This window comes from Alishewanella aestuarii B11 (assembly GCF_000280055.1).
Classification (GTDB): domain Bacteria; phylum Pseudomonadota; class Gammaproteobacteria; order Enterobacterales; family Alteromonadaceae; genus Alishewanella; species Alishewanella aestuarii.
Genome location: NZ_ALAB01000027.1, coordinates 21,566 through 39,854 on the forward strand (window position 1 = coordinate 21,566; position 18,289 = coordinate 39,854).

The following is an 18,289-nucleotide window of genomic DNA, read 5'->3' on the forward strand; positions in this document are numbered from 1 at the left end:
TTAGTTACTTTCATTAAACCAGACGATATTACGGGCAGCCATAATCAGGGCTGCAGCTTTTTCTTCAGGCATTTCTACAATTTCTAACAAATCGTCGGTTCCTAATTCTGCCAGGTCATCCAGCGTGGTGACACCTTTGCTGGCAATAACATAAGCAGTATGGGTATCTAAACCTTCCAGTGCCAGTAACGCCTCAGACGGCTTAGCACCTTCCAGTGATTCTTCATTGGCCAGGGCGCGGGTAGTTAACACGTCCTTGGCACGACTACGCAGCAATTCAACGGTTTCTTCGTCCAGACCGTCAATTGATAACAGCTCACTGATCGGCACGTAGGCGATTTCTTCCAGTGTTGAGAAACCTTCTTCAACCAGCACTTCTGCGAAATCCTCATCGATTTCCAACGCGTCCATAAACTGCTGGCGAACTTTTTCGGTTTCTTCCTGATGCTTTTTCTTCATATCAGAAACCGACATCACGTTCAGCTCCCAACCGGTTAACTGGCTGGCTAAACGCACGTTCTGGCCGCTGCGGCCGATGGCCATCGCTAGGTTAGAATCCTCAACCGCGATATCCATCGAGTGGGCGTCTTCATCAACAATAATGGAGGCCACTTCCGCCGGTGCCATCGCATTAATGACAAACTGGGCGTCATTATCGTCATACAGTACGATATCAACCCGTTCACCACCCAGCTCGTTAGACACGGCCTGCACCCGGGAACCGCGCATACCTACGCAGGCACCGACAGGATCAATGCGGCGATCGTTGCTCTTCACCGCGATCTTGGCGCGTGAACCTGGGTCGCGGGCGGCACCACGCAGTTCAATCATTTCTTCACCAATTTCCGGCACTTCGATGCGGAATAATTCCAGCAGCATTTCCGGTTTGGCACGGCTTAAAAACAGCTGAGCACCTCGGGCTTCCGGCTTCACATCAAATAATAAGGCGCGAATACGATCACCCGGACGGTAGGTTTCGCGTGGTAACATTTCTTCGCGCGGTAACATGGCTTCGGCATTGTTACCCAGGTCAACGATGATGCTGTCACGGTTAACTTTTTTAACCACGCCAGTCACCAGCTCGCCGACCTGGTCCAGGTAAGCCTCTACCACTTGTGAACGTTCTGCTTCGCGGACTTTCTGCACGATCACCTGCTTGGCCATCTGGGTGGTGATGCGGTCAAACTCAATTGATGGAATTTGCTCTTCGACAAAGTCACCAATTTTCAGATTCGGTTCGTCGTACTGTGCTGCCGATAAGGTGATTTCGCGGTACGGATGTTCCATTACGGCGTCATCGGCAACCACTTCCCAACGGCGGAAAGTTTCATAAGAGCCGGTTTTGCGGTCAATGCTAACGCGAACTTCGATATCGCCTTCATTTTTCTTTTTGGTGGCTGCAGCTAATGCGAATTCCAGCGCCTGGAAAATTTTTTCCCGCGGCACGGATTTTTCATTCGACACCGCATCAACAACTAATAATATTTCTTTTGCCATGGTCTATGCCTCGTTCTGATGCTACCCGGGCCAGTTAGAAAACCGGCACCACGTTTGCTTTATCAATGTTATCGACAAGCAAACTAAAGGGTTTGCCATCTACTTCCATTACCAACATATCGCCATCGAGCGCTGTCAGTATGCCTTTGAATTTGCGTCGGCCTTCCTGAGGGACTGTCAGTTTCACCTCGATCTTTTGCCCGACATAGAGTGCGAACTGTGCTTCGGTAAATAACGGTCGATCTAAACCCGGTGAAGACACTTCCAGCGTGTATTCAGTAGGAATAGGATCTTCAACATCCAGCAGAGCACTGACTTCACGACTGACAATGGCGCAGTCGTCTACATTGACGCCATCTGCTTTGTCGATAAAGATCCGTAAGGTGGTATGGCGGCCAGCACGGACCAGCTCGATACCCCATAATTGATAACCGGCTGCTTCCACAGTCGGTGTCAGCAGCTCAGTTAGTTGCTGTTCTTGTTTAGCCAAAAAAGACCTCCGAAACACAAATAAAAAATGGGCGAAGCGCCCATTACTACTTAAAACACGGACTCCAGATGCGAAAACGCCCCGAACGAGCGGGGCGAATCAGTATCCAGACACTAACCATATCGCCAATGATTAATGTTTTAAATTTGGTTGCGCTAGCCGGATTTCGACCTTCGCCCCGTGGTTATAAAGAGGAGCCCGAAGGCGCTTTCTATAATCACTTCTCACAATCAAGTTGGTTGCGGGAGCCGGATTTCGACCTTCGCCCCGTGGTTATAAAGAGGAGCCCGAAGGCGCTTTCTATAATCACTTCTCACAATCAAGTTGGTTGCGGGAGCCGGATTTCGACCTTCGCCCCGTGGTTATAAAGAGGAGCCCGAGGGCGACTTTCTATAATCACTTCTAACAATCAAGTTGGTTGCGGGAGCCGGATTTGAACCGACGACCTTCGGGTTATGAGCCCGACGAGCTACCAGGCTGCTCCATCCCGCGTCCGTAACTGGCGCACATTATAACGTGCCTGAACTGTGTCCGCAAGGCATGCTTGCGTTAATTTGGTGCCGAGAGCGGGACTTGAACCCGCACGTCCGAAGACACTACCCCCTCAAGATAGCGTGTCTACCAATTTCACCATCTCGGCGTAAAACTTAATTGCCTACCGGAATGTCGTTGACGTCATCTTTTTTGGCAGGGGCCTGCTCGGTCGTTACCGGAACAGACTGAAAGAAATCGCTGCCATCATCTGGCTTGCTTTGCTTAGCAGTAAAGTTACCCAGCACAATACTCAGCACAAAAAACAAAGTCGCCAGTACTGTAGTAGTCTTGGTCAGGAAATTACCGGTACCTGAAGAACCAAATACTGTTGCCGAAGCGCCTGCACCGAACGCTGCGCCCATGCTGGCGCCTTTACCGTGCTGAATCAGTACCAGGCCAATCAGAGCCAGTGAAATTAACAAATATAAAGCAATAAAAATCTCGTACATACTTAGTCCTTTGCGCTCAGGCAAATTTGTACAAACTCATCAGGCTTTAAGCTGGCTCCGCCAACCAAAGCACCATTTATGTCTGGCTGTGCAAAAAGTGCTGCGCTGTTCGCTGCATTGACACTGCCGCCATATAAAATTCGTAACTGCGTTGCCGCTTCGGCATCATAACGGCTTAATTCCGCCCGGATAAACGCATGTGTTAGCTGCGCCTGCTCCGGTGTTGCCGACTCGCCGGTACCAATGGCCCAAATTGGCTCATAGGCAATTACCGATTTGCTCAGTAATTCGGGCTGCGAAGCATACACTGCAGCTAGTTGTTTCGCAAGAACCTGCTCAGTTTTTTCTTGCTGCCGCTCGGCCAGCGTTTCACCGATACAGAGCACCGGTGTAATGCCACCGGCAATAGCCGCAGCCACTTTCTGGGCAATCAAGCTATCGCTTTCAAACTGATATTGCCGCCGCTCTGAGTGACCAACCAGGCAATAGCTGGCTGATGCCTCTTTTAACAACGCAACGCTTAACTGACCGGTATAAGCACCTGCTTGCGCTGCGCTAACATCCTGCCCACCTAACGCAAAGTTTCGTTGCGCCTTAAACACCGGCAGCAAGGTAGCCGGCGGACATACCAACACATCTACCGCAGCCGAAAGCGAGGCGACAGCCTCTGTTACCGTGCTAACCAGCTCACGGTTGCCATTCATCTTCCAGTTGGCTGCAATCAGAGGTTTAAGCGCCATTGATGGTTATCCATTACTAAAACGGGCTGATAGTAACCAAGCTTGTCCGTTAGAACAAGCTTTTCGGTCATAATGGCGCTTGGTTGCACATTTTTTAACTGGTTAGCTGGCGATTTTAACCGCGGCAGCAATTTGCTCAGCGTATTGGCGCACCAGCGTTTCATCTTCACCCTCAACCATCACCCGGATCAGGGGCTCGGTACCGGACTTACGAATTAACACCCGGCCAGTACCCGTCAGCGCTTGTTCAACCTCGCGAATACTTTGTTGCACATTCAACTTATCCAGCGGTGCCGAACCTTTAGCAAACTTCACATTGACCAGAACCTGCGGGAGTTTGCGCATATCAGCACAAAGTGCCGCCAGCGACTTACCACTACCCAACATCGCATTCAGCACCTGTAGTGACGCGATAATGCCATCACCCGTGCAGGTGTGATCCAGATTCAGCACATGGCCAGAGTTTTCACCGCCGATACGCCAATTCTTCTCCCGCAACAATTCCATCACGTAACGATCGCCAACATTACTGCGTACAAAAGGTATGTCGAGACGGGCCAGGGCTAACTCTAACCCCATATTGCTCATCAGAGTGCCGACTACGCCCCCTTGTAAGGTGCCGCCTTCTTTCGCTGCGCGGGCAATAATGTATACAATTTCATCGCCATCCAGCACCCGCCCGGAATTATCGACCATCATTACCCGGTCACCGTCACCATCGTAAGCAATCCCCAGGTCTGCGCCCTGTGCTAACACAGTTTCACGCAGTAAGTCGGTATGGGTTGCACCACATTGATCGTTAATATTCAGACCATCTGGTTTACACCCAATAGCAATAACCTCTGCCCCTAACTCTTTAAACACCGCCGGCGCAATATGGTAGGTAGCACCATGGGCACAATCAACGACCAGTTTTAATCCGTTTAAAGATAAATGGTTACTCAAATGGCTTTTGCAAAATTCAATATAACGGCCGGCCGCGTCATTAATCCGGGTTGCCTTACCCAGCTTTTCCGATGGCTCACACAGCATCGGCTGTTCCAGTTCATGCTCAATGGCCAGCTCAACCTCATCGGGTAGTTTGGTGCCGTCGGCTGAGAAAAACTTAATACCGTTATCATAATAAGGGTTATGTGATGCACTGATCACAATGCCCGCCTCAGCACGAAAAGTACGGGTTAAATAGGCCACTGCCGGTGTTGGCATGGGGCCTAACAGTCGTACATCGATTCCCGCGGCAATCAGACCAGCCTCTAAAGCGGTCTCCAGTAAATAACCTGAAATACGGGTATCCTTACCAATCAATACTTTACGGGTACCTCGCTCAGATAACACCCGCCCGGCTGCCCAGCCCAGTTTCATCGCAAACTCCGGGGTAATCGGAAAATCCCCAACTCGTCCGCGCACACCATCAGTACCAAAATATTTTCTGCTCATTCCTTAGACTCCGTATCGTGCCGCTGCGGCTACCCGCACAGCCTGCACAGTTTCTTTAACATCATGTACCCGGATAATTTGCGCCCCGGCATAAGCTGCCAGAGTCGCACACGCCAGACTTCCCGCCAGACGTTCAGTTACCGGGACATCCAATAATTGACCTATCATAGATTTGCGTGACATTCCGGCGAGTACCGGATAACCACTTTGCACAAATTTATCCATCGCTGCTAACAGCTGATAGTTATGCGTCAGATTCTTACCGAAGCCAAAGCCGGGGTCCAGAATTATTTGTGTTGCCGCTATGCCCGCTTGTTGGCAGTCAAGCGCCCGTTGTAATAAAAATGCCAACACTTGCTGCACCACATCCTGATAGTCCGGCGCCTGTTGCATAGTACGTGGCGCACCCTGCATATGCATCAGGCAAACCGGAACCTGCAGCGCAGCGGCCGTTGCCAGGGCGCCATCTTCCTGCAAGGCTCTTACATCGTTAATGATATCGGCGCCAGCCTGAACCGCGGCTGACATCACAGCCGCCTTACTGGTATCAATCGAAATCACACAATCAAAGCGGCTGCGCAGCGCGCTAATCACCGGGAGCACCCGCTCTAATTCCTGCTCCAGACCCACCTCAGCAGCGCCCGGCCGGGTTGATTCACCGCCGATATCCAGAATAGTGGCGCCATCCTGTAACATTTGGGCTGCGGCTGCGACCGCCTGCTCTAGCTGCTGATGTTTACCGCCATCAGAGAAAGAGTCCGGGGTAACATTCAATATCCCCATCACCTGGGGGCGGCTTAAATCCAGCTCACGCTGGCGAGGCAAAACTAAACGCATGCAAAAAACCTTAGTCGAACGATCTGCTTATTAAACGACAAACCCCGGTAAACCCTGTCTCTTGATCACAAGTCAGCCTCAAGAGACTTTGCTAGGTCATAACCTTCAAGGATGGTTTGTAGTTTGAACCATCCTTGCCACAATACCTTGACCGAGGCCTTGCCGGTTTGTTTTGTATCTTTCCACCCACCGAGCTTTGCAAGCTCGGTATAAGCCCACTTCATCGAGGGGACGGTGTCAGGTAAGGTCCTGCTGACCCGTTTTATCCATAACAATTTCCAGGCTTTTGGCGACAGCACCTGTTCACAACTTATCTCGTCTGGTTGTTCGCGCGCAAACTTCAGCTGCACTATTCTTACAGCAATAAAGGCGCTGATGGTCACAAGCCGCTCAATGTTATCTTTACTTTGTAAGCGGGCATTCTCAATATCTGTACCATCCGTTTTCCAGGCTTTGTGATATTCTTCTACTAACCAGCGATGCTCGTAATAACGGATGATGTTCAGTGCATCTGCTTTGCTCTGGACTGGTTCGGTAGTCAGCAAATGCCAATTTAACGCGTTTTTGTCATCGGCTCGCTCTTCGCACCCGACATAATAAAGCGATAGTGATTCGCCACGCTTATTTGCCGGCACTTGCAACGTGACTGGCGCAAAGACAATGTCTACTGTTGCTGTACGTGCTTTACGTCCACCTTTTTGCGCTATATGGATTTGCTTTTGTCCGGCGCTTTCAAGACCTGCAGCATAGTCGTAGAGCTTCTGTTCAGACTGCTCAATATGGCGACTCTGCATGGAACGAACCACGAAGCGATGTTGCTTTGAGAGCTTATACTGCAAGTACTCATAGATATCAGCTTCGCGGTCGCAGACGGATATCACATCGGCCATTTTAGTGCCTAATCGTGCCGATAGATTGACCGAAGCAGACTGCCACTTGAAGCTTTCTTTCTCTTCATAAGGTGTTTGTGTTCGCACATGTTTCTTTCCGCGCGTGCTGATATCCCGTGTCCAGCGGGATTGTTCAATTAATCCAACAAGCTCTTGTTGCTCAGGAGCGAATAACAAAACGCTGTGCGCAAGTATGCCCCGATAGTTATTTCCTTGATTGACATGACCAAGCTCATCTCGCACGGAACGATGGCTGTAAGTGATGGCAGTGGTATCCTCTAAAGCCAGTAATAAATTATGTTTGGCGGCTTGCGCTGCTGTGACCAGATAGCCTGCTTTTGCTATCGCGTCAGCATTGACGTGCTCATTACGGATAAAACGATAAGCGCCTTCCATATCGGCGGGGGATTGTGTAATAGACACGAATGGCTTTCCTGGATCGTTTGCTAAGGTTTCCGCTAACTTTACCAGACGTGTGGTTCGGCGGGGATCCCCTAAGTCGGCCTGACCAAAAGTACTTTTTGCCCATTGTGCATTGTTCATCAGTATTCACCTTTAGATTAAGTGAAAGATCTGATCGGAAAGCGTGCGGAGAGTTCAAAAAATCCCCCAGTAAAAACCGGGGGATTTGTGTATAAGAGACAGGGTAAACCGGGGTTTGAGTAGCATCAGCAACAGCTTTAGTGCACATTGCCCTCAGAGGGTTTATCCGTCACCGTTGGTGCCGGCTTATCTGATTTGGCAGTGCTATCGCCATCATCCTTTGAACCCTTGTCGCGCGGTTCCCAGTTCTCAGGTTGGCTGACCGGGCGGCGCTCCATTAATTCTTTAATCTGACGGGAATCAATGGTTTCATACAACATCAGTGCATCTTTCATCGAGTGCAGAATATCCATATTCTGTTCCAACAGCTCCTTCGCCCGATCGTAGTTGCGATCAATAATGGCTTTGATTTCCGAATCGATGATTGATGCTGTCTCGTCAGACATATGCTTAGCTTTCGCCATGCTGCGCCCCAGGAAGACTTCGCCTTCTTCTTCGGCATACAACAGCGGTCCTAATTTATCAGAGAAGCCCCACTGGGTCACCATATTACGGGCAATCGAGGTCGCATATTTAATATCTTGCGACGCACCGGTTGACACGGCATCGGTACCGTAAATCATCTCTTCGGCTAAACGGCCACCGTAGGCGACGGATATCTTACTCTCCAGCTTACGACGGCTCACGCTAATGGCGTCTTGCTCTGGCAGGAAGAAGGTGACACCCAGCGCCCGACCACGCGGGATAATAGTGACTTTGTGTACCGGATCATGCTCCGGCACCAAGTACCCCACGATAGCGTGACCGGCTTCATGATAGGCCGTCATTTCTTTCTCAGCGTCAGTCATCACCATTGAGCGGCGCTCGGTACCCATCATAATTTTATCTTTAGCGCGCTCGAACTCTTCCATACTAACCACACGACGGTTGCCGCGCGCAGCAAACAGTGCCGCTTCGTTTACCAGGTTAGCTAAATCGGCGCCAGAGAAACCCGGTGTACCGCGTGCAATCACACTGGCTTTCACATCTTCAGCCAGCGGCACTTTGCGCATATGTACTTTCAGAATTTGTTCGCGGCCACGCACATCTGGCAGGCCTACTACCACCTGGCGGTCGAAGCGACCTGGCCGTAACAAGGCGGCATCCAGCACGTCCGGACGGTTGGTGGCAGCGATAATGATAATACCTTCGTTACCATCGAAGCCGTCCATCTCAACCAGCATCTGGTTCAAGGTTTGCTCACGCTCGTCATGACCACCACCTAAACCGGCGCCACGCTGGCGGCCAACCGCATCAATTTCATCAATAAAGATGATACAAGGCGCGGCTTTTTTGGCTTGCTCGAACATGTCGCGTACCCGTGAGGCACCGACACCGACAAACATTTCTACGAAGTCTGAACCCGAAATTGTGAAGAACGGCACCTTGGCTTCGCCGGCAATCGCCTTGGCCAGTAACGTTTTACCGGTACCCGGTGGGCCAACCATCAGAATGCCTTTTGGAATTTTGCCGCCCAGCTTCTGGAAACGCGACGGGTCACGCAGGTAATCCACCAGCTCAGACACTTCCTCCTTCGCTTCGTCACAACCGGCAACGTCAGCAAAGGTAGTTTTAATTTGATCTTCGCTCATCAGGCGGGCTTTGCTCTTACCAAAAGACATCGCGCCCTTGCCGCCACCACCCTGCATCTGGCGCATAAAGAAAATCCAGACACCGATCAGCAGTAACATTGGGAACCAGGAGATAAAGATGGTGGCCAGCCAGCTGGTTTCTTCCGGCTTAGCACCCAGCACCCGTACGTCGTTATTGATCAGGTCATCCATCAACTTGGGATCATTAACTGGCAACACGGTTTCAAAACGCTCACCACTGCGTTTCACACCAGTGATCACGCCGCTGCGTTCAATCTTTACTTCGCGGATCATGCCCTGGTTTACTTCCCTGACAAACTGGGTATAGCTCGTCTGGCGATCCGCACTTTCGTTCGGGCTAAAGCTGTTAAATACAGACATCAGCACCACAGCGATAATTAACCAGACAATCAGATTTTTTGCCATGTCGCTCAAGGTTATAACCTCATCATTAACTAGAAATCGAAATACCGGCACACTTTACTAAAGTTTGAAGCCGGTCGCCACGATATATGTCTCACGTGAACGGGCACGTGACGATTCGGGCTTACGTATTTTTACCGTATTAAATACTGCTCTCACGTCTTTCAGGTACTGTTCAAAGCCATCGCCCTGAAATACTTTGACCACAAAGCTACCATTTTGCTTCAACACTTTATGGCACATATCCAGCGCCAGTTCCACCAAATAAATGGATCGCGCCTGGTCAGTGGTATCATTGCCACTCATATTCGGTGCCATATCTGATAGTACCACATCTACGTTTTTACCGCCGATCCGGCTCAGTAACGCATGTAAAACCGCCTCTTCGCGAAAATCGCCCTGTAAAAATGCCACACCGGCCAGTGGATCCATCGGCAAGATATCACAGGCAATTACCGTCCCCTGCTGACCCACCAGACCTGCCACATATTGCGACCAGCTGCCGGGCGCTGAACCCAAATCAACCACTGTCATCCCAGAGCGGATTAACTTATCCTGCTGCTGGATTTCCTCCAGTTTAAAGGAGGCCCGCGATCTTAGACCAAGCTTTTGCGCTTTTTGCACAAAATGGTCATCAAAATGCTCTTTCAACCAGCGGGTTGAACTGGCGGAGCGTTTTTTCTTGGTCATGTTACCACTCTTAAATAGTCTTATGCCCTAGATGGCGCTACAATAGGCATAATTCAAGCTTTTACCGGATATTCTAACCTTATGAGTTTAACCAATAAACAAAAACAGTTCTTAAAAAGTAAAGCCCATGATTTAAAACCCGTTATTTTACTGGGTGCCAATGGCCTCACCGAAGGTGTGGTTGCCGAAATTGACAACGCCCTGAACTTCCACGAGCTGATTAAAATTAAAGTACCCGGCGAAGATCGTGAGCAAAAAGTACTGGTGATGGATGCGATTATCCGCGAAACCAAGGCGGAGAAAGTTCAGGTCATTGGTAAAATTCTGGTGCTGTACCGCCAGTCAGAAGATAAGAAAATTCAGCTGCCTCGCGGCTAGGCGGCTTACTGAAGAAAGCCAGCACGCTGCAGTGCCTGACGCGCGCTTTGTTCATCTGCAGCAGCCTGGCTAACCAACTGTTCTGGTTTACTGGCTGCGGTTGCCTTGGCAAACTGCCATAGCACCATAGTGTTGTCAGCATAAATCGTTTCAACATGTGCCAATCGGTGCCGGTAACACCACTCGGTATTTTCCACACAAAGCTTGAGTACATCTGCCGGGCAAATCTGCCACTGGCGAATATCGAGCACCAATGCCCATGGCGCTGCGACTATGGGTTTGACCAGGTTCCGAAATTCCTGCACATACTGCTCGGCATTGGCAGTGGTCCAAAGACCTTGCGCAGAAACCCATAAAACTCGCTGCTCCAGTTTAAGCGCAAAAGGTTTTTTAGATAACATGTACACCTCCGGTGGAACGTCTTGTTACTATAACCGGAATGATCAAGAAATATAGTGTTACCTGGTCCGAGCAGAACATCACAACCCCATGATTAAACTCCGAGACTATCAACAACAAGCGGTACAGGCAGCCATCTCACACTTCAAACAACGTGATGAGTCCGCAGTTATTGTATTGCCAACGGGTGCCGGCAAAAGCTTAGTGATTGCCGAGTTAGCCCGCCGGGCGCGTGGCAGGGTATTGGTGCTAACCCATGTTAAAGAACTGGTGGCACAAAATGCAGATAAGGTTGCTCAGCTGGGCCAGAGTGCCAGTATTTTTTCTGCAGGCTTACAACAACGCGATCCCACCGGAAAAACCGTGGTCGCAAGTGTCCAGTCTGCTACGCCAAACAAAACACTGTTCAAACAGCCTTTTTCACTGGTGATTATCGACGAATGTCATCGGGTTAGCCTTAGCGAAAACAGTCAGTATCAACAACTACTTAGCCATCTGAAAAACGTTAATCCACAGCTGAAACTGCTGGGACTCACTGCCACCCCCTACCGGCTGGGTAGTGGCTGGATCTATCGTAGCCACTATTTTGGAAAAATCGGTAATACCGACAATCCGGCATTTGAACACTGTGTGTTTGATTACCCATTACGACCACTGATCAAACAAGGGTACTTAACACCACCGCGTTTATTAGATGGACTAAGCGCGCAGTACGATTTCAGTGCCTTATCACCGGCACCGGATGGCGATTATTCAGCAACTGCTGTCGATTCTCTGCTTGGAAAAATGGGCCGTGCCACCACCTTAATTGTAAAACAAATCCGCGACTTAGGCGCTAACCGCCGCGGAGTGATTATTTTCGCGGCTACCGTTAAGCACGCCAAAGAAATAATGACACTGTTAGCTGATGAATCCGCCGCCATCCTTACCGCCGATACTCCGGATCCAGAGCGGGATGCGTTGATACAGGCGTTTAAACAACAACAACTGAAGTTTCTGGTAAACGTTGCTGTACTAACCACTGGCTTTGACGCACCGCATGTCGATTTTATTGCGATATTAAGACCAACCGCCTCAGTCAGTTTATTTCAGCAGATGGTAGGACGTGGCTTACGGCTCTCGCCCGGTAAAGACGAATGTTTGATCATTGACTATGCTGCGAATGGCTATGATATTTTTTTTCCGGAAGTCGGGGCGCCGAAGCCGCATAGTAAAGCAAAACCGGTACAGGTACCCTGCCCCAGTTGTGGGTTTGCTAACTTATTCTGGGGTCTGACTGACCAGGATGGCGATATTATCGAACACTACGGCCGCCGTTGTCAGGGTTTAATCGCCGACAGCCAACAACAGTGCGACTTTCGCTTTCGCAGCCGCCAATGCCCGGATTGTGGTGCCGAGAACGACATCGCGGCCCGCAGTTGCGGACAATGCCAATCAGTTCTGGTTGATCCCGACAAACGACTGCGTGAGGTGTTAAGTCAGCAACATCATCATCTATTTCGCTGTGACGCTATGCAACTAAGTGCCGAAGAAGGTCAGCTAAAAGTTACCTATTATGATGTGGATGGCACGCCGTTTTATCGCTGGTTTAAACTGGACACTGCGGCTCAGCGCCGGGCGCTGTACGCAGTGTTTATCAAACCACACAGCAAAGCACCTGGCTTACCACTGCCTGCATTCACCAACGCGACTGAGCTGGCTGCACTGGCAGTCTATTTTAAGCCACCGCAACTATTACTGTTGCAGAAGCAGCAAAAGCACTGGCAACTGGTCGAGGCGTTTTTTGATTATCAGGGGCGTTTTCTGCATCGGGATAAAATATAAAAATAAAGTTACAAAAGGCCGCCGACAAGACTAAAATAGCAGCAATTTGCTAAAAAAGGATTTTTCTATGCAAGCCGGAGTGGCTTACTGTGACGCCAAAGTGCCCTTTGCAGCCGGGTTTAAACTAGCCCAAGACGCCGCAACGCAGGGCAACATTACCGAAGTTGCCGTATTACTGCTATTTTGCAATGCAGCGACCGACTATCAGCGCCTGCTGGATGGTGCGCGGCAATATTGTGGCGGCAACACCATTATTATCGGCGGCTCCGCCGTGGGCGTTATCACTAACAATCACCTGGTCAGTGGCGGTCAAGCTGCTGCCGCTATGGCGCTGGCGGCGACCGATGTGGATTTTTTCCCGGCACTTGCCGAACAGTTAAGCCGTGATCCCAGCGCAGCCGGAGCGTCACTGGCAGAACAGTTAGCTCCCAATAATAATGCCAAGCTGCTACTTCTGTTTTATGATTCAATTCGGTATGCCGGCAATGCCCAGCAACCTGCGATATTAAACCCCTCGCCCCCGCTACTTAAGGCTCTGCGTAAGCCTTTACCCGCAAAGTTACCTATCGCTGGTGCGGGTTTATTAGCAGATCTGGTATTTGGACCAACGAAACAGTTTTTTCAGCGACAACTAACCGATGATGCAGCTCTGGCACTGCAATTTAGTGGCAACTTACGCCCCTACATAGTGGCTATGCATGGCTGTGAGCCTTTTACGTCACGTAGCTTTACTATCACCCGCAGTTTCGGGCAGTTTATTTACGAATTAGATAAACAACCCGTTTGTGCAGTGCTGGACCAAGTAATTGGTACCAGATCGTGGCGCAATCAAAAGCCGGTACTTGATTTTGCCCTGGGCGTTAAATACCCGGAGCAAACCCACAATTTATACAGCACTAGCTATGTCACCCGACTGATAAATGGCATTCTGCCCAACGACGAGGGCATTATTCTGTTTGAACCAGATCTGGCCGAAGGCACTACCGTTCATTTAATGCAGCGCAATAGCCAAAGTATTCAGGCTGCTGCTACCAACCAACTAACAGCCTTGTTTACCCAAATGCGCGCCGAGCAAAGCCAACCTGTAGCCGCACTGTATTTCGATTGTGCCGGCCGTATGACAGGCTCCAAAGCTGAAGCTGTTTTGATACAACAACAACTCACTGCAGCTCAGATCCCAATGCTGGGTATTTATTGCGGCGTTGAAATTGCGCCCATAGGCCTGCATAGTCGCAGTCTGGATTGGAGCGCAGTGCTAATTCTGCTTTGCCGTTAGTGCATGATGCTTGACGACTTGCAGCGTAATCCGTATCTTAGCGCTCTGCGTTGCGGGTGTAGTTCAGTGGTAGAATGCCAGCTTCCCAAGCTCGAGATACGGGTTCGATTCCCGTCACCCGCTCCATCTTGTCATTTCTTTATCTTTTTCCCTTTGCGCATTAACTTAATTGTTAATTTTGTGCATCATCGGCACTTTCGACTTATTAAGTGACGCCAACGAGCGCGATAAAGCCCTTCAGCCTATGACCGACACCGGTATTTTAGTCACTATCCTGGCCTACTGCGGCTTGTTGGCTATTCTGCTTTGGCTTTCAGTATTAATGGCAGACAGCGGTATTCCGGGTACTAACTTGCCACTGATTTTTATCTCCAGCTGATTTTTTTAGTTTACGTAAGCCTTTAAAGTCCTCGAATCCGGGGACTTTGCTTTTTTGCTACACCTTCAATCCCGTCGAATTCGACGGGATTAAGCTTATGTTGCGTAGCAGCGAAGTTCAGTGATAACAGAATCCCAGTTTTCACCTTGTTCTGGATCTTTTTTGTAATCGTCTAAACGAGAGGTAAGAACTGCGCACTGCCAGGCTGTCAACCCCGAATCTGTAGCAAGGATCTCTGAGTTTATGGAAACAAACTCAGCTTTTATCAAGCTGGGATTGCTTGGCAGCTGCTTTTGGCAATACTTCGTTACTCTTTTCATTCTCATCGTGCTTCCACTGAAATATAGCGCTCCGAATTCCCGCGATATCAACTAACCCGGAGCATGCGAAGGATGCATCGAAGTTACACAGCTCCTCAATTATTACACTAAAGCTGTAGCACTCTTTTTGGCCATATTCTATATTACTGGGGCAGCTAGTGTACTCTTAATGGTAAAGCGGCGGTGTTATGATCGTTTATGCGGGTTCGACCCCCGCCATTAGCTGCTTTATTTAACACTACCGGCGTGCTTATAAATTAATTCCATAATCCCTTTTTAACAGAATTTTACGATCTATAAATTGCTCGTTCGGTAGTGACGGTGATGTGATACGTGACCTGATTGACGAGATATTTCTAAGCTGCCTGTTCGGCAGTGAAGCGTGATCATCTGCCGGCTTTGCAGCTCAGCCATTTCTAAGCTGCCTGTTCGGCAGTGAAGATCAGGGTGTTAGTCGTCGGGTACGTCGTGCTTTTCTAAGCTGCCTGTTCGGCAGTGAAGTGCAGTAGCTCTTAATGAAATAGATTGTCCAGGTTTCTAAGCTGCCTGTTCGGCAGTGAAGGCGCTGGATCCAAGTTCGGTTTAGTTCAGCATTTTCTAAGCTGCCTGTTCGGCAGTGAAGTTATCTTGTGCCACTTGTTCGGCTGTGGTGTTTTTCTAAGCTGCCTGTTCGGCAGTGAAGCTGCAATGAGTGCGGGCGCGGTTGCCGCGAGATTTCTAAGCTGCCTGTTCGGCAGTGAAGAGCATGGCCATAAAGGTGCCAATGGTGCCATTTTTCTAAGCTGCCTGTTCGGCAGTGAAGGGAACCAAAGCCACGGGCTGATCCTGCCAAACTTTCTAAGCTGCCTGTTCGGCAGTGAAGGCCTGCTCGACTCCGGACTCGCCATCCGAGCATTTCTAAGCTGCCTGTTCGGCAGTGAAGATCCAAAGATCCATCCCCATGCAGTTTGATCCTTTCTAAGCTGCCTGTTCGGCAGTGAAGGCAGCCGACCACTGTTTCGGGGGTTTGCTAGTTTTCTAAGCTGCCTGTTCGGCAGTGAAGGGGTAGGCAATGCAACGGCCTGGCCCGACATATTTCTAAGCTGCCTGTTCGGCAGTGAAGGGTAAAACAGCGGCGGCTGTACGCTCTAAACTTTTCTAAGCTGCCTGTTCGGCAGTGAAGAACGTCACAAAGGACGGAAGGCTGGCTGCTGATTTCTAAGCTGCCTGTTCGGCAGTGAAGACTAAAAAGGCCATTAGGCATATGGTTAGCTTTTTCTAAGCTGCCTGTTCGGCAGTGAAGAGGCTAAAAGACATAGCAGAAGCCATGTTGCATTTCTAAGCTGCCTGTTCGGCAGTGAAGTGGGAGCAGGTGCTTTCTGTTGACGCCAATATTTTCTAAGCTGCCTGTTCGGCAGTGAAGGATGCAGAAGCGAGAATTAACAACGCCGTACATTTCTAAGCTGCCTGTTCGGCAGTGAAGGTTACGTGGTTACGTGATGATGGCGTCTATGATTTCTAAGCTGCCTGTTCGGCAGTGAAGCAGGTTAGCGCCGCACAGGTTAGCGTCGCACATTTCTAAGCTGCCTGTTCGGCAGTGAAGCTGCTGAATTTTTCGCTTAGCTGCGCGGAATTTTTCTAAGCTGCCTGTTCGGCAGTGAAGACGCTGTGCTGCAAACTTCAGGCGCAATTCGATTTCTAAGCTGCCTGTTCGGCAGTGAAGATGCGCAGCTCCTTACCGCGATCCTCAGTGCATTTCTAAGCTGCCTGTTCGGCAGTGAAGAAAGCGAACTGAAACGCCTCAACCACTGCAAATTTCTAAGCTGCCTGTTCGGCAGTGAAGTTAGCCCTGGCTGGTTACGCTGTCGAGGTAATTTTCTAAGCTGCCTGTTCGGCAGTGAAGAAAAAGCCTAGATTTGTGGGGCGTCCGGGAGGTTTCTAAGCTGCCTGTTCGGCAGTGAAGTTGGCGCTGGCCGGTTACGCTGTTGAAGTTATTTTCTAAGCTGCCTGTTCGGCAGTGAAGAAGATACTTTTGTTGGTCGTGTTACCATTCAATTTCTAAGCTGCCTGTTCGGCAGTGAAGTGTATATACAAGAAGAAGTCTCTTCCGTGCGCTTTCTAAGCTGCCTGTTCGGCAGTGAAGATTACAAGCACAAAAGCCGCCTTTTGCAGCTTTTTCTAAGCTGCCTGTTCGGCAGTGAAGACATTCAGGTTCGGGTTCTGCTGGTTCAGCAGTTTCTAAGCTGCCTGTTCGGCAGTGAAGGTAATCGGTTGGTACCAGGTATATGGTTTCGTTTTCTAAGCTGCCTGTTCGGCAGTGAAGTGTCGGCCGGTGAATATCTGATCCCGCTGCGTTTTCTAAGCTGCCTGTTCGGCAGTGAAGACGGCGAACCACAGGTAAAGCGTGACCCAAGTGTTTCTAAGCTGCCTGTTCGGCAGTGAAGCCTATAACAAGTACCGCGAAATTTTACGTGGCTTTCTAAGCTGCCTGTTCGGCAGTGAAGAGGAGTCTGAACCATCTTACGTTACCGTTGCATTTCTAAGCTGCCTGTTCGGCAGTGAAGTTGTCATTCATCGCGCTACTTGAGCGCAGTCATTTCTAAGCTGCCTGTTCGGCAGTGAAGGATGTGCTTTTGAAGGTTGGCATCGGTGTTGCTTTCTAAGCTGCCTGTTCGGCAGTGAAGGCAGAGCAGCGGATTTTGGAGCTGGAGGCGCATTTCTAAGCTGCCTGTTCGGCAGTGAAGGTTATCAAGGGAGACTTAAACCTTGATGATCATTTCTAAGCTGCCTGTTCGGCAGTGAAGGTAACGGTTGCGGCTGCAACGGGTTTCTGGCATTTCTAAGCTGCCTGTTCGGCAGTGAAGTAGCGTATTTAAGCACTAATAACCTGATTATTAAAGAACATTATACTTTATGTCTGATTTACCCTTTTTACAGAGGCAATAAGCAGCCCTTATATGGTAAGGGCTGCCAGCGATTGGTCAAAAAAAGGGTTAAAACCAAGGAACTGTTATTTTTTCAGATAATCGACTTAACCCGTATGAGTTAAAACTACCTACTATTGCATGCTCAACTACCGGTCCCTGTTCTATAAACACTTTCATTTGCTGCTTATTACCTCGGCTGATTAATTGCAAAAATGGCAGCTTCAAAAGTTTTTGCGACTCGTCACTGATCTTATCCAATGCCTCCTCCTGTGTTAACCAGCCTTTGCTGACTGAACGCTGACGCTTATTGTGTGCACTTTTTACTTGCCGTCTGGCAAAGTAACGCTGCTTGGCATTAGCAGGGACTGGCTGTATCGCACTGCATTGGCAGTAATCTCTGAGCCCTTTTAGCCAATTTTCAGCCATCAGCTTTTCCAACATGCTTGCCGTGCCATGAATACGCAACTGAGAACCAAGATGCCTACCAGTTTGAGCATAACCGGGGAAACTAACGCCTACTTTACCCATAGTCACCTGCCCTAACACCGCGTGAAGTTTTGAGCACAGGTTGTTCATTAGAAAATTGGCGTCAGCTTCTAAGTCGGGTAATACCGTTATTTCGATATAACTATCCATAGTCAGCTCC

16 protein-coding genes, 4 tRNA genes and 1 CRISPR repeat array are annotated in these 18,289 nt (G+C 49.6%); of the genes, 6 read left to right on the top strand and 14 right to left on the bottom strand.

Translation table 11 applies throughout. The features are described from left to right. From nusA to rlmE, 11 genes are all read right to left on the bottom strand, one after another. Positions 1-1,497, bottom strand: coding sequence for a transcription termination factor NusA (gene nusA, locus AEST_RS09655; protein ID WP_008608756.1), 1,497 nt, complete (start codon positions 1,495-1,497; stop codon positions 1-3). Positions 1,498-1,531: 34 nt separating this feature from the next. Then, complete coding sequence (rimP, locus tag AEST_RS09660; protein ID WP_008608757.1) at positions 1,532-1,987, bottom strand: ribosome maturation factor RimP; 456 nt, start codon at positions 1,985-1,987, stop codon at positions 1,532-1,534. Between the two features lie 415 nt (positions 1,988-2,402). Beyond that, positions 2,403-2,479: transfer RNA gene (locus AEST_RS09665), tRNA-Met, on the bottom strand. A gap of 63 nt (positions 2,480-2,542) precedes the next feature. Then, positions 2,543-2,627: transfer RNA gene (locus tag AEST_RS09670), tRNA-Leu, on the bottom strand. A 7-nt stretch (positions 2,628-2,634) separates the two neighbouring features. Continuing rightward, complete coding sequence (secG, locus tag AEST_RS09675) at positions 2,635-2,970, bottom strand: preprotein translocase subunit SecG (RefSeq protein ID WP_008608759.1); 336 nt, start codon at positions 2,968-2,970, stop codon at positions 2,635-2,637. Positions 2,971-2,972: 2 nt separating this feature from the next. Then, the gene (gene tpiA, locus AEST_RS09680) at positions 2,973-3,710 is read right to left on the bottom strand and encodes a triose-phosphate isomerase (RefSeq protein ID WP_008608760.1); all 738 of its coding nucleotides are present in this window, start codon (positions 3,708-3,710) and stop codon (positions 2,973-2,975) included. Between the two features lie 102 nt (positions 3,711-3,812). Then, a complete protein-coding gene (glmM, locus tag AEST_RS09685; RefSeq protein ID WP_008608762.1) occupies positions 3,813-5,147 on the bottom strand; it encodes a phosphoglucosamine mutase in 1,335 nt (444 codons plus the stop codon). A gap of 3 nt (positions 5,148-5,150) precedes the next feature. Beyond that, positions 5,151-5,984, bottom strand: a complete 834-nt coding sequence (gene folP / locus AEST_RS09690) for a dihydropteroate synthase (protein ID WP_008608764.1) — start codon at positions 5,982-5,984, stop codon at positions 5,151-5,153. Between the two features lie 65 nt (positions 5,985-6,049). Further along, positions 6,050-7,417 carry an IS4 family transposase gene (locus AEST_RS09695; RefSeq protein ID WP_008608766.1) on the bottom strand — a complete coding sequence of 456 codons (1,368 nt, stop codon included), beginning with the start codon at positions 7,415-7,417 and terminating at the stop codon, positions 6,050-6,052. Positions 7,418-7,554: 137 nt separating this feature from the next. Beyond that, positions 7,555-9,483: an ATP-dependent zinc metalloprotease FtsH gene (ftsH, locus tag AEST_RS09700; protein ID WP_008608767.1), complete on the bottom strand. Its 1,929-nt coding sequence runs from the start codon at positions 9,481-9,483 to the stop codon at positions 7,555-7,557. A gap of 48 nt (positions 9,484-9,531) precedes the next feature. After that, positions 9,532-10,161 (bottom strand): 23S rRNA (uridine(2552)-2'-O)-methyltransferase RlmE, encoded by a 630-nt coding sequence (gene rlmE / locus AEST_RS09705; protein ID WP_008608768.1) that lies wholly within the window; start codon positions 10,159-10,161, stop codon positions 9,532-9,534. Between the two features lie 81 nt (positions 10,162-10,242). Between rlmE and yhbY the strand changes: the two genes are divergently transcribed. Next, the gene (yhbY, locus tag AEST_RS09710) at positions 10,243-10,539 is read left to right on the top strand and encodes a ribosome assembly RNA-binding protein YhbY (RefSeq protein WP_008608769.1); all 297 of its coding nucleotides are present in this window, start codon (positions 10,243-10,245) and stop codon (positions 10,537-10,539) included. A gap of 5 nt (positions 10,540-10,544) precedes the next feature. Here yhbY and AEST_RS09715 read toward each other — a convergent pair whose 3' ends face one another. Continuing rightward, positions 10,545-10,940, bottom strand: coding sequence for a hypothetical protein (locus tag AEST_RS09715; RefSeq protein WP_008608770.1), 396 nt, complete (start codon positions 10,938-10,940; stop codon positions 10,545-10,547). Positions 10,941-11,028: 88 nt separating this feature from the next. Between AEST_RS09715 and radD the strand changes: the two genes are divergently transcribed. The 4 genes from radD (at position 11,029) to AEST_RS09735 (ending at position 14,417) form a co-directional block, all read left to right on the top strand. Then, complete coding sequence (gene radD, locus AEST_RS09720) at positions 11,029-12,762, top strand: DNA repair helicase RadD (protein WP_008608771.1); 1,734 nt, start codon at positions 11,029-11,031, stop codon at positions 12,760-12,762. Positions 12,763-12,829: 67 nt separating this feature from the next. Then, positions 12,830-14,038: an FIST signal transduction protein gene (locus AEST_RS09725; protein ID WP_008608772.1), complete on the top strand. Its 1,209-nt coding sequence runs from the start codon at positions 12,830-12,832 to the stop codon at positions 14,036-14,038. 52 nt (positions 14,039-14,090) lie between these two features. Beyond that, positions 14,091-14,164 (top strand) — tRNA-Gly (locus AEST_RS09730). A 43-nt stretch (positions 14,165-14,207) separates the two neighbouring features. Then, positions 14,208-14,417 (top strand): hypothetical protein, encoded by a 210-nt coding sequence (locus tag AEST_RS09735; protein ID WP_008608773.1) that lies wholly within the window; start codon positions 14,208-14,210, stop codon positions 14,415-14,417. A 95-nt stretch (positions 14,418-14,512) separates the two neighbouring features. On the opposite strand, the gene AEST_RS17185 is transcribed toward AEST_RS09735, so the two are convergent. Then, positions 14,513-14,737 carry an addiction module protein gene (locus AEST_RS17185; RefSeq protein WP_169313975.1) on the bottom strand — a complete coding sequence of 75 codons (225 nt, stop codon included), beginning with the start codon at positions 14,735-14,737 and terminating at the stop codon, positions 14,513-14,515. A gap of 154 nt (positions 14,738-14,891) precedes the next feature. Here AEST_RS17185 and AEST_RS17190 point away from each other — a divergent pair. After that, positions 14,892-14,962 (top strand) — tRNA-OTHER (locus AEST_RS17190). A 128-nt stretch (positions 14,963-15,090) separates the two neighbouring features. Further along, a CRISPR array of direct repeats spans positions 15,091-17,580; the repeat unit is 28 nt; unit sequence TTTCTAAGCTGCCTGTTCGGCAGTGAAG. Positions 17,581-17,709: 129 nt separating this feature from the next. On the opposite strand, the gene cas6f is transcribed toward AEST_RS17190, so the two are convergent. Next, positions 17,710-18,279 (bottom strand): type I-F CRISPR-associated endoribonuclease Cas6/Csy4, encoded by a 570-nt coding sequence (gene cas6f / locus AEST_RS09740; protein WP_008608778.1) that lies wholly within the window; start codon positions 18,277-18,279, stop codon positions 17,710-17,712. Between the last annotated feature and the right edge of the window lie 10 nt (positions 18,280-18,289).